At 64.9% G+C, this 11,823-nt stretch carries 12 protein-coding genes; 6 read left to right on the top strand and 6 right to left on the bottom strand.

Translation table 11 applies throughout. The annotated features are described in order from the left end of the window. Positions 1–309: 309 nt before the first annotated feature. The 4 genes from glpX to ACFRAH_RS07300 are packed head-to-tail and all read right to left on the bottom strand — an operon-like array spanning position 310 to position 3,829. On the bottom strand, positions 310–1,311 hold the full coding sequence (glpX, locus tag ACFRAH_RS07285) for a class II fructose-bisphosphatase (protein ID WP_377990235.1): 1,002 nt from the start codon (positions 1,309–1,311) through the stop codon (positions 310–312). Between the two features lie 27 nt (positions 1,312–1,338). After that, positions 1,339–2,007, bottom strand: coding sequence for an aspartate/glutamate racemase family protein (locus ACFRAH_RS07290; RefSeq protein ID WP_377990236.1), 669 nt, complete (start codon positions 2,005–2,007; stop codon positions 1,339–1,341). Further along, a complete protein-coding gene (locus ACFRAH_RS07295) occupies positions 2,004–2,843 on the bottom strand; it encodes a hydroxypyruvate isomerase family protein (protein WP_377990237.1) in 840 nt (279 codons plus the stop codon). The genes ACFRAH_RS07290 and ACFRAH_RS07295 overlap by 4 nt, the downstream gene beginning before the upstream one ends. After that, a complete protein-coding gene (locus ACFRAH_RS07300) occupies positions 2,840–3,829 on the bottom strand; it encodes a phosphoglycerate dehydrogenase (RefSeq protein ID WP_377990238.1) in 990 nt (329 codons plus the stop codon). Before ACFRAH_RS07300 ends, ACFRAH_RS07295 begins: the two co-directional genes overlap by 4 nt. A 193-nt stretch (positions 3,830–4,022) precedes the next feature. On the opposite strand from ACFRAH_RS07300, the gene ACFRAH_RS07305 reads away from it, so the two are divergent. The 6 genes from ACFRAH_RS07305 to ACFRAH_RS07330 all read left to right on the top strand — a co-directional run bounded on the left by ACFRAH_RS07305 (position 4,023) and on the right by ACFRAH_RS07330 (position 9,375). Next, positions 4,023–4,685: a GntR family transcriptional regulator gene (locus ACFRAH_RS07305; RefSeq protein ID WP_377990239.1), complete on the top strand. Its 663-nt coding sequence runs from the start codon at positions 4,023–4,025 to the stop codon at positions 4,683–4,685. Between the two features lie 320 nt (positions 4,686–5,005). Next, positions 5,006–6,340 (top strand): TRAP transporter large permease subunit, encoded by a 1,335-nt coding sequence (locus ACFRAH_RS07310; protein WP_377990240.1) that lies wholly within the window; start codon positions 5,006–5,008, stop codon positions 6,338–6,340. Beyond that, positions 6,337–6,666 carry a hypothetical protein gene (locus ACFRAH_RS07315; protein WP_377990241.1) on the top strand — a complete coding sequence of 110 codons (330 nt, stop codon included), beginning with the start codon at positions 6,337–6,339 and terminating at the stop codon, positions 6,664–6,666. The genes ACFRAH_RS07310 and ACFRAH_RS07315 overlap by 4 nt, the downstream gene beginning before the upstream one ends. Next, positions 6,663–7,991: a 3-oxo-tetronate kinase gene (gene otnK / locus ACFRAH_RS07320; protein WP_377990242.1), complete on the top strand. Its 1,329-nt coding sequence runs from the start codon at positions 6,663–6,665 to the stop codon at positions 7,989–7,991. The genes ACFRAH_RS07315 and otnK overlap by 4 nt, the downstream gene beginning before the upstream one ends. Next, positions 7,978–8,598: a 3-oxo-tetronate 4-phosphate decarboxylase gene (gene otnC / locus ACFRAH_RS07325; RefSeq protein ID WP_377990243.1), complete on the top strand. Its 621-nt coding sequence runs from the start codon at positions 7,978–7,980 to the stop codon at positions 8,596–8,598. The genes otnK and otnC overlap by 14 nt, the downstream gene beginning before the upstream one ends. A 96-nt stretch (positions 8,599–8,694) precedes the next feature. Then, positions 8,695–9,375 (top strand): substrate-binding domain-containing protein, encoded by a 681-nt coding sequence (locus ACFRAH_RS07330; RefSeq protein ID WP_377990244.1) that lies wholly within the window; start codon positions 8,695–8,697, stop codon positions 9,373–9,375. A 530-nt stretch (positions 9,376–9,905) separates the two neighbouring features. Here ACFRAH_RS07330 and ACFRAH_RS07335 read toward each other — a convergent pair. Continuing rightward, positions 9,906–10,151 (bottom strand): hypothetical protein, encoded by a 246-nt coding sequence (locus tag ACFRAH_RS07335; protein WP_377990245.1) that lies wholly within the window; start codon positions 10,149–10,151, stop codon positions 9,906–9,908. Between the two features lie 964 nt (positions 10,152–11,115). Continuing rightward, entirely contained in the window at positions 11,116–11,823 is a 708-nt protein-coding gene (locus tag ACFRAH_RS07340; RefSeq protein ID WP_377990246.1) for a FadR/GntR family transcriptional regulator, read from the bottom strand.

Here is an 11,823-nt window from a genome sequence, read left to right on the forward strand (position 1 = left end):
TTGGCAGCTTTCATGGCACTGTAAGCCCTCCACGGCCTGAGCGTTTCTTTCCTGCGCCGGACGCAAACCACCTCTACCTTCCTCGGCGTAAAGTTGTAATCGGCCGGCGGCGGACAGTCGCCTGGCGTCCCCCCACGCCAGCGGCCCCAGCTCCGTCGTCGGTCCGCTACGCCGTGGGCAGCGATGCCGACCCAAGCTGGGGTGTGGGTTTATTACCCTTATGGCGGCCCGCTCCAGGTTGACGAAATATCCCTTATCGTCGTCCGTGCAGCACGAGTTCAAACAGGTGAGAGAACCATGCTGCTGAGCTTAGTTGGGTCCGTACTGGGACCACTTGTCGAAGTGGTGTTCCCCGTCGATCCTTCTGACGGTCCCGGACTGGGCGCGCATCACAATGGACTGGGTGCTGATCTTCGATTTCTTGTATCGAACACCTCTGAGCAGGTCTCCGTCGGTGATGCCGGTCGCGGCGAAATAGCAGTTGTCGCTGCGGACCAAGTCACTGGTAGTCAGGATTCTGGATGGGTCGTGGCCCGCGTTAGTGGCTTTCGTGCGTTCTTCGTCATCCATGGGCGCGAGCCTGCCCTGGATGACCCCGCCGAGAGTTTTCACTGCGCACGCTGTCACGATTCCCTCAGGGGTACCGCCGGTGCCCATCATGGCGTCAACGCCTGTACCGGGGACGCATGCGGCGATGGCTGCCGCGACATCGCCGTCGAGAATGAACTTGGTCCGGGCGCCGGCGGCGCGGATGTCCTCTACGAGGCTGGCGTGCCGTTCCCGTTCGAGGACGGCAACCGTGAGCTGGTTGACTTTGACGCCTTTGGCTTTGGCGATCAAATGCAGGTTCTGACGCACCGGAAGGCGGAGGTCCACGAAGTCGGCCGCTTCGGGTCCGGTGACCAGCTTCTCCATGTAGAACACGGCCGAGGGATCAAACATGGCCCCTCGTTCGGTGACGGCCAGGACGGCGAGGGCGTTGTTCATGCCCAGTGCGGCCAGGCGGGTGCCGTCGATCGGGTCCACGGCCACGTCGCACGCCGCGCCGCTGCCGTCGCCGACGTTCTCGCCGTTGTACAGCATGGGAGCTTCGTCCTTCTCCCCTTCCCCGATCACCACGGTGCCGTTGAAGCGGACGGTGGAGAGGAAGGAGCGCATGGCGTCGACGGCGGCACCGTCGGAGGCGTTCTTGTTCCCCATTCCCACCCACTGGCCGGCAGCGATGGCAGCCGCTTCTGTGACGCGGACCATCTCGAGGCCGAGGTTGCGGTCAATCACGTCGGGCCGGATTACCGGTACTGCAGTGGACATGCGGACTCCTGTGCTGTGTGCTTCTTGTTACTTGACCGTGGACCGGAGTCGTTTTGCCGCGCTGGTTGGTCCGGAAATGACGGGCAGGCCCGTTGCTGCCGCGAGGGCCTCGGTTGCCGGGGCCAGGGAGTACTGGGCCAGGAAGATCGCGTCGGGTTGGCTGCCGCTGTCTTTGGTGGCTGCGATGAGGGCGTCTGCCAGCTCGGTCTGGTTTCCGGTTTGTGTGGCGGTGAACGCGGCAGGTGCGGCTACCCCGTCAAGGTCGGTTGTTCGTCCGGCCTGCTGGAGCGCGTCGCGGAGCCTGGCCACTGAGTCCGTGAGGGCCGACTCGAGGGAGGCGATGACCAGGACCCTGCCGTAGTTGCCTGCGGCGAGTTCGTCGAAGGCCGCCTCGTCCGGCGCCATCACGGGTACGTCCGCGTGGGTGTCCTGGGCGATGGGCCCGTACATGGAGCAGGTCAGGAGGATCCCGTCAGCTCCTTCTGCCAGGGCGTGCTGGATGAGGCGGGCCATGCGTGTGCGCAGGGGGTCGTCAAGTCCACCGCGGGAGGAGGCGTCGGCGAGGAGTTTGTCATCCAGGATGTTCCAGACCTCGGCTTCGGGGAAGTCAGCGGCGAGGGCCTGGACGGCCGGGCCGATCGCGGCGGGGGTCGCGTTGATCAGGGCGATCCGCGGGGCTGGCTGTGCAGTGCTCATGCGTTTGCTTCCTTGATCCAGTCCAGGCCTTCAACGGTGCCGGCAGCGGGGGCATATTCGCAGCCGATCCATCCCTGGTATCCGCGGCGGCGCAGGTGGTTGAAGATGCCGGTGTAGGCGATTTCGCCAGTGCCGGGTTCGTGGCGTGAGGGTGGGTCGGCGACCTGGAGGTGGAAGACCCGATCCCACACGCTGTCGAGGGTGGTCAGCAGGTCGCCTTCGTCGATCTGTGCGTGGTAGAAGTCGAAGAGCAGTCCGACATTGTCGCTGCCGACGGCTTCTGCGACGGCTGCTGCCTGAGACTGGGTGTCGAGAATGAAGCCGGGGGCGTCCCTTTTGTTCTGCGCCTCGAGGAGCAGCCGGACGCCGGTCCCCTTGGCGCGTTCGGCGGCCCAGGCGATGTTGGTGACGTAGCGGGCGAAAGCCCTGTCCCTGCTGACGCCATCAGGGCGGAGGCCTCCGACGATGTGGAGGAAGTCCGCGCCAAGGGCCGTGGCGTATTCCAGGCCCTGCTCGACGCCGTCGCGGAATTCCTGGACCCGGTCCGGGAAACAGGCAACACCTGAACGCGTCGGGGTCCCGGGTTCACCCATGGGGGTGTTGACCAGGACCTGCTTGAGACCGGCATCAGCCAGCCGGCGTTGCAGTTCGGCCGCTTCGTAGGGGTAGGGGGCGGCGTATTCGACGGCGGCGAAGCCGGCCTTGGCGGCCGCGTCGAAGCGCTCCAGGAACGGGACTTCGGTGAAAAGCCACTTCAGGTTCGCTGCGAAGCGCAGGCGGGCCGGCTGCCCGGCGTCAACCACTGCGGTCGTGGTGAGTGTGGTGTCGGTGCTCATGCTGCCGGGACCGCCGCGATTTCCTTGTTGACCGTCTGGGCGGGCAGAGGCTGGCCCTGCAGGACGTCGATGACGGACTGGGCAGCCATGGTTCCGGAGCGGCGGCGGGACTCGATGGTGGCCGCACCGATGTGGGCGGTGACAAGGACGTTGTCCAGGGAGCGCAGGCGGCTGTTGGCCGGGAGGGGTTCGACCTCGACGGTGTCCAGGGCGGCGCCGGCGAGGTGGCCGCTTTCGATCGCGTCGGCGAGGGCTTCTTCATCGATGACGCCGCCGCGGGCGGCGTTGACCAGGTACGCGCCGGGCTTCATCTTGGCGATGGCGGCGGCGTTGATCAGGTGGTGGGTTTCCTCGGACAGGAAGAGGTGAAGGCTGACGAAATCACTGACGGCGAGCAGTTCGTCCAGCTCGACCCGGCGGATGTTGTGCTCGGCGGCGAATGCTTCGTCGAAGTACGGGTCGTAGGCCACAACGTCCATGCCGATCACCCGGGCGATACGGGCAACGTCTTTGCCGATGGCGCCAAGGCCCACGATGCCGAGGGTGTTTCCGCCCAGCTCCCGCCCGCTGGTCTGGTCCCAGCCCCCGGTGCGGATGCTCTGGATGTTCTGCGGAATCAGGCGGGCGACGTTGAGCAGCAACGCGACCGTGTGCTCGGCGACCGACTGGCGGTTGATGCCCGGGGTCGGGCAGACAGCGACACCGTGGGCGGTTGCGGCGGGAACATCAATGTTGTCGTAGCCGACCCCGGTGCGGCCGAAGACCTTCAGCTTGTCGGCCGCGGCGATGACCTCAGGAGTAAAAGCGTCCGTCCCGGCGACAATCCCGTCGAAACCGGCCACGACCTCCTTCAGCGCTTCCACCGACGTCCCGCGGGTCTTGAAAGAGCTGTGAACGACCTCGAAGCCGGCCTCCAGCAGCATCTGATGGACCTCATCGCCCGGGGACAACCAGGCGGTAGTGACGAGTACGCGTTGTGCAGTCATTAGGGATCTCCTTTGTTCCGTTCCGGCGCCTCCGCGTGGAGGTGCGGAGGCCTTCCCGGCAAGTTCTGAAACTATACTATATGGCGGGAAAGTATAGTATGTCTACAACTGCACGCGTTGCCGGAAGGTGGGGGCGGCGCCGGATAGACTGTCCTATAGTATTTTCGCTTCTAGCCAGGAAGGGTGTTCCTTGATGGCCCGCTCAGCCCGTCAGCCCCTGGCTGACAAGATGTACGAAGTCCTGCTCGATGAGTTCATGGACGGCGTGCGTGCGGCGGGCGAGCCTCTGAACATCCACGCTCTGACGCGTGAGCTCGAGGTAAGCCAGACACCTTTGCGTGAAGCGCTGGCCCGGCTCGAACACACAGGCCTGGTCCAGCGCGTGGCCCTGAAGGGGTACCGCGTCGCTCCCCCGATGAGCCAGCGTGAAATTGCCAAGCTGATGGCGGCGCGTCTGGTCCTGGAGCCTGCCATGACCTATGAAACGGGCCTCAGGACGACCCCGGAGTTCCTCGACGAGCTGCGGGGAACCATTGAGGATCTCGAAAAATCCGTCGAGCACGCCGACACGGAGCGCGAAAACTTCCGTCTCTACTGGCGATCGGATGACCAGTTCCATCAGCTCATCGCCGCGCAGTGCGACAACCCGTTCCTTGAAACGGCCTACCGCTCCCTGGGCGGGCAGATCCAGCGCTTCCGCCTGTTCTCAAAAATCGGCCGGACCGGTGCGAAGTTCGCTGCCGCAGAACACCGCGCGGTCTACGAAGCACTGGCCGCAGGAGAAGCCGACCGCGCCGCGGAGATGATGCGCGAGCACATCTCCCTGGCTAGCGAACGCAACACCGCGCCGCGCTAGGCGCCCCAGGCAACTACAGCAATGCCCGCCAAGCAATTGGCGGGCATTGCTGTTTAAGCCACACCTCAGCCGGCGAAAACCCCCGGCAGCCTCTCGGCGGGAGCGCTGCCGCCGCGCGGATTTCACTCCCGAGCTTCCCCCTAAAGGCAGGGTGTTGCGTAGACCACATGGAAATAGTATAGTTTCGTGCTGTTCGCTATACTATTCTTCGCGGGCCTGGCGTTGTCTTACGCTGGTCCTAGCGGGTTTCAATGAGGAGGCCTCATGTTGCAAGTACGCGCTCTTAGCGCGCTTCCCGATCCCAAGGGGGGTATGGCGCAGTGACTGCCATCTTCGCCTTGGGCGCTTTTATCGCGGCGATCGTTCTGTGGAACGTCGTCTTCAAACGGAACATCGCCGAAGCCATGTTCGTCGGTTTCGTTGCCGCTGCCGGATTCGCCGGCGCCGACTTCTTTCCCGTTCTCTGGAAGGGATTCCTCTCCGGCATCCAGAACGAGGTCGTGTTCGCGGCCCTCGCGTTCGTGATCGTCGGTGAGATCCTGACCAAGGCCGGCATCATCCAGCGCATCGTCGACATCCTGTCCTCGATGCTGGGCCGGCTCCGTGGCGGGTCCATCTACGCCGCAACCGTGGGCTCAGGTGTGTTCGGCGCCGTCGCCCACAACGGTGCGGCGACGGCCGCGACCGTTGGTGCCATCACGATCCCCTGGATCAAGCGCTCCAACGCCAGCGGCGAAACCGCGGCCGTCGTCCTTGGCGGCAACTCCGGCGTCGGCGCCGTGTTCCCGTTCAGCGGCGCGTTCTTCCTGCTGCTCGCAGCCCCCACCGTCACCGGTGTCGTCTCGGCCCAGACCATGGCCCTCACGGCCTTCATCGCCGCCCTCTGGATGGTCGTCGTACGCCTGGTGTCCGCGTTCTTCCTCATCCGCAAGCAAAAAGTCGGCGCGATGGACCCCGAAGACGTCAAACCCCTCCGGGTCACGTTCCTTCTCGGCTGGACCTCCCTGCTCGTCCTCGCCGCCGTGGCCCTGCCCATCCTCGCCACGTCCGGCACCTTCGTGACCGACCGGGTCGGGGAAGACGCCTTCGATGCAGTTCCCGTCCTGGTGTGGCTCCCCGTGGCCATGCTTCTGCCCGGCCTGATCGTCGGCCGTAAGCAACTCCCCCGCACCGGACGTGCCTGGTGGGACATGTTCGGCAAGATCAGCCCCAAGCTCGGCATCGTAGCGGTCACCATGATCTCGGCATTCTCCGCCTCGGACGTTATCTCCAAGCTTGGCCTGAGCAAGCAGATGACACCGCTGCTGGCCATGCTCAACGGCGTTCCCGCCATCGTCGTGGCGATCATCGTCGGCATCATCATCATCATCGTCGCCGGCCCGCTCAGCACCACCGCCACCCTCGCCGCCGTCGGGTCCGTCGCGTTCGCCGCCCTGACCGCCGCCGGCATCCCTGCTCCCCTGGCCTTTGCAGCCCTGCTGATCTGGGCGGCATCCGAGAGTGCCTCCCCACCGGGCGCAGCCCCGCTCTACGTCGCCGCAGGCATCGCTGGCGTCGACCCGGTGAAGACCTTCTTCCCCGTCATCATGTACTACCTCATCCCCACGTTCCTTCTGGGCGTACTCATCGCAGTAGGTGTGCTTTGGATTCCATGACCAACAAATCCGTCAACGACAACCAGACCAGCAACACGACAGAGGCACCAATGGCCAAGGCAGGCAAAGGAAGCGCAGTCCACCGACTGTTCTCCTACGCCTCACGGATCTGCATGATCGGCCTTGTCCTCGGCGGCATCATCGTTGCCCTCGGCCAGGTACTGGGCATCGTTCTGATCAACGCGGACCTCGTCATCGCCCTCGGTGAAACCGGTGTGAACACCATCTGCATCCTTGCCTCCCTCGGCGGCATCTTCGCCTACCTCGGCCTCTACACGAAGGCCGGACGTGAAGAAGTAGCAAACATGCACGAGGACGACAAGTGAGCGCAGCCGCGCAGCAGACCAGCGGCCGGCGGCCCGTCATCGGCGTCATCGCCGATGACGTCACCGGCGGCACCGACGTGGCCGTGGCGCTCCGGCGCCGCGGCCTGCGGACCCTGCTGTTCTTCGGAACCCCGGAAGACGATCTTCAGCTGCCCGAGCACGACGCCCTGGTTATCTCCCTCAAGACCAGGATGCTGCCCGCCATCGAAGCAGTGGACTTCTCCCTGGAAGCCAGCCGTTGGCTGCAGCAGCACGGAGCCACGCAGACCTACTTCAAGTACTGCTCAACCTTCGATTCCACCGCCGCCGGCAACATCGGCCCGGTCCTCGACGCCCTCTCCGACGCCCTCGGGGCAGGAACCGTCGTCAACACCCCCAGCTCCCCCGAACACGGCCGGACCCAGTACGAGGGCCAGCTCTTCGTCGGAGACCTGCTGCTGGCCGAATCCCACATGCGCCACCATCCGCTCACCCCGATGACGGACTCGGACCTGCGGCGCCTTCTCGGGCAGCAGACGCACCGGCCGGTGGGGCTCCTGCGCCATGAAACCATTCGGAGTGGCGTGGAGGCTATCGGTGCCGGTCTCAAGGCTGCAGGTGCTGAGGGTGCGCGGTATGTTTTCGCTGACGCCGTCAGCGACAGCGACCTGGCCGATATAGGCCGCGCCGTCCTCGGTGAACCTCTGGTGGGCGGGGCAGCCGGTCTGGCCGGCGGTATCGCCGTCGCCTACGCCGAGGTTTATGGCACCGCCGGCACCGAGGGCATCGACGAGGACCACCACGGTCCCTCAGCCGTCGTTGCCGGCAGCTGCTCCGCCCGGACACTGGAACAGATCGAACACATGCACCGGGCGGGCCGGCCCTCCTTCTTCCTGGACGCGGTCGCCACCCCCGACGCCGCTGCCCTGGCCGCCGAGGCCCTGGCCTGGTACGACAGCCTCGACCCCGCCGCATCGCCGCTGATCTACTCCTCGGTCGAGCCGGTCAGGCTCTCCATGATCCAGTCACGCCTCGGCGTGGACGGCAGCGCCGCGATCCTTGAAGAAGCCACCGGCCTCATCGCCCGCGGCCTGCTCGAACGCGGCGTCACCCGCATCATCGCCGCCGGCGGGGAAACCTCCGGCGCGGTCGTCGACGCCCTCGGCGTCAGCGGCGGGCTCGTCGGAGCTGAAGCCGCCCGTGGTGTCCCGTGGATCCACACAACCGGCAACCAGTCAGTGACCCTCCTGCTCAAATCCGGCAACTTCGGCGACCCGGAGCTGCTCGTGCGGGCCTCGGCGCCGACAGCCGCCCTGGCAGCAGGAGGTACCCATGGACGCCCGTGAACAGATCGTCGCCACCGCACGGTCGCTGTTCAACCGGTCCCTCACACACGGCAGCACCGGCAACATCTCCATCCGGACAGAACAGGGGGTGCTGGTCACCCCCACCGGGTCCAGCCTCGGGACCGTCCTGCCCGAGGAGATCTCGCTGATCGACCTGCAGGGAAAGCACCTTGACGGGCCCAAACCGTCAAAGGAGGCCTTTCTCCACGCCGCCGTACTCAGGGCACGCCCGCACGCCCAGGCCGTGGTGCATACCCACTCCACGCACGCCGCCGCGGTCTCCTGCCTCGACGGCCTGAACACCGACGATGTCCTGCCTCCACTGACCGCGTACTACGCCATGCGCATCGGGAAACTGCCGCTGCTGCCCTACCATGCGCCAGGAGACGATGCCCTGCGGGACATCGCCGAGGACGCAGCACGACGCAACCCCGCACTGCTGCTCAGCAACCACGGACCCGTCGTCGCCGGAACCTCTCTCTCAGCCGCAGCTGACGCGGTCGAAGAGCTGGAGGAAACAGCGAAGCTGTTCCTGCTCCTGCGCGGCATGCCGGTCAGGCCCCTGACCCAGGCACAACGCGACGCCCTCGCACCGCCCTCGGCCTGACCGCGCGCCCGAACCCTCGAACCGACCCCCTTTTTGGCTTCGGCTGCCCCGGCATGCCGTCAGCCAATGCCCTCACAGAACAGGAACACCACGAACGTGAAACTCTTCAGCACCCTCGCCGTCAAGAAAGCCCTGGACGACGTCATCCTCGATGCCTTTACCGCAGAAACCGGGATCACCGTCGAAGGTGTCTACGACCCCACCGTGCAGCTGCTGCGCCGCATCGATGCCGGGGAAACCTTCGACGTCATGATCGGGGTCACCAGCTCCTTCGACAGCCTCGGCCACCTCGTCGACCTGACCTCCCGCCAGGCTGTGGCACGCACCGGCGTCGGCCTCGCCGTACCCGCCGGCGCCCCCGTCCCGGACATCTCCACCAAGGACGCCTTCGTCCAGACGCTGCTCAACGCCCGGTCCGTTGCCTACTCCGTAACCGGCGCCAGCGGCATCTACTTCGCAGAACTCCTCAACCGCCTCGGCATCGCCGACCAGATCAACGCCAAAGCAACCATCATCGAAAAGGGCTTCATCGCCAACGCCGTCGTCGACGGCCGGGCCGACGTCGCCATCCAGCAGCTCAGCGAACTGCTCTTCGTCCCCGAAGCACAGATCGCCGGCCCGTTCCCGGCAGAGGTACAGCACTACACCGAATTCTCCGCCGCCCTCGCGCTGGAAGCAGCAGAGAACCCCGAAGCGCGCGCCTTCATCGAATTCCTGACCTCCGCAAAGGCCAACGAAGCCTACGCCCAGACCCTGCTCGAGATCCCCGTCGCCTAAAGCGCGCACAATACGAAGGGCCATGGACATGATGTCCATGGCCCTTCGCGTATCCCTGCCCGCGCATCAGGACGATCCCCAGGAGGACGCCGGGCTTCTTCGGCAGCTGCGGCTCTGCCTTGGTTGAACTGCACCCCCGTCTGACACCTGCCGGTTGCTGGACGGAATACCGGTCATCGGGTTTAGACAGGACCAGAAAGGCAGAGGGGTGAGCTCGTTGCATGGCCTTACGGTCTGTTTCGGGATGGGCTTGAATAAGCGTGGGACTCCGGCGCGCGGGTGCCCGCGTGGAGAGCCCATCGACCCGGTCACGGAATTTCCGTGCCAGTGCGTAGGCCTAACGTGCTTCTTCGGTTAATTCAGGGCCTGCGAGGTCACTGGCCAGTGCAGCAGGTCAGCGATCTTTTTCAGATGCTGAGCGCGGCGCGTCCTTCTCCGGCACATTCATCGAGCTTCCCATGTTCTATTCATTCCCCGGCCTCATGGTTTAGCATCCCAGCAGGTCGTTGAATTCACACCGGGGCCAGCACTTAGGCAACGGAAGGGTTGTTTCGGGGTTCTTCCGCTGAGAGGCGGCGGACGATCAGGGATTCGAAATCAACGAGCTTGCGGGTGCCGCTGCCGGTGTCCAGAATCCAGAACATCCCCATGGACGGCATTGTCTGCAGCACCTTTCCACGGTTGTAGCACCGTCCTTCGTGCCAGGCTTCAATCATGTCGCCGACGGCGAGGGCCGTCAGGTCCTGCACGACTCCGATTGTTTGTTCTTCCGTCACGTCCCCTCCTCCGTTCATGCCTACGGGTTGGCCCCGCAAGTTCAGAGTAGGGGCTACAGTTTGCGCCCGCGTTTCTGACGGATGACTGCCTCGGTAGGAAATTGGTTCAGACGGCTGGCAGTTTCAGCTACACCCCAACCTGGCACGGCTGTTTGCTTGACGGAATCGCGGTTATCGGCGGTCGCTCGCGTCCTTATCCATGAGGTGCTGTTTGGCCCTTGGCTCAACACGGGGGCTCTGGCCGCTGCTCTTCATGAACTGTCCCTGGCAACGGCCGGCTGACCGACCTGTCCGATCAGTACAACCAAACCTGATGCCTGAGCTTTTCACGTATTGTTTGGCTCTCGCACCAGCCGATGCCGGCAAGTTCCAGTGCCCGGGAGTTAGCCACCGGTTGTGCTTGGTGTCCTTCAAAAGAGATGGCCGCCCACCGGTGGCGGCGTCAAAGCGGGCAAGAGCGTCCGCAGAATTCAATTCGCCCAGGACCGCCCGAAGCCCAGCTTCCGCCGGCTACCCAGTCATTCTGCGCCAGACATTTCGCCTGTTCTGCGACAGCAGTAAGCAGCTCGAGGGGTCTCTTGGTAGGGGACTCCTGCAGTTGAAAGAAGTCCCTGGCCGATGCCGGGCTAGTCGGTTTCCGGACCGTCGCAATAGTGACAGCCATCTTCACAGCCGTCCTCGCCGGATTGTCTCTGAAGGGACAGCATCGTGATGGGGACGGCTACAGTCGCGGCCCCGCCGCCGCGGGCACCGGTCGGGCGGTGCGTCTTGCACGCTGGGAGGGGGCCTCGACGTCCGAGAGATCTGGTAAATGTCACTGGAGACTCCTTGGGGCGTATTGGACGATCCGGACTCACGTCCAAAGAAGCTGCTGCCATTGAGGTCTTCACTATGATGCAGATGCCTTGCACGTCCGGGACCAGGTTTGGGTCAAAAACCCGCTGCTGCGCCAAGTCCGCCTAGCCTAATTGTTTTGTGCGCGCGCCGCGCGTATCAGGCGGCGTCGGGAATTGGAGAGGTGGCTGCGCATGGCCGCGGATGCGGCCGCATCATCGCCGTCCACGATCGCTTCGTAGATGGACCAGTGCTCGTGGATCACCTGTTCGAAGTGATCGCGGGCATAGTGTTCTTCACTGGTCATCAGCCTGGTGCGGGGCATGGCGATCATAGTGGGCCCCAGCGAGGCGAGACAGTCGGTATAAAAGGGATTTGCGGATGCTGCGGCGATGGCGCGGTGGAACTCGTAATCAGCTTTCATGGCGTGAGCTGGGTGGGCGCCGCTTGCCGCGAATTCTTCCAGGGCTTTATGTGCGGCCTTCAGTTGCCGGTCTGTCCGGTTGCGGGCCGCGAGAGCGGCGGCCTCGGACTCGACGCCTAGGCGGAATGCGAGCAGGTGGAGCCGGTCCTCCAGGCTGGCCATGGGCCGGCCGCCGGCCGGGTGAGGGTCGCCGTGCGGGGGCGGGGTCAGCGCGAAGCTGCCACGCCCCCGTTCGGTTTCCACCAGACCCTCTGCCTGGAGCCGCGTGAGCGCGGCCCGGACCACTGTCCGGCTGACGCCGAACTCGCCGATGAGGGTGTTTTCGCTGGGCAGCTTCGCGCCCGGCTGTATGTCGCCGTCAACGATGCGCCTGCGAAGGTCGGCTGCGAGGTCCGCGGTGAGGGTCCGGCTCAT

The organism is Arthrobacter sp. NPDC056727 (genome assembly GCF_042790555.1).
Lineage (GTDB): Bacteria > Actinomycetota > Actinomycetes > Actinomycetales > Micrococcaceae > Arthrobacter.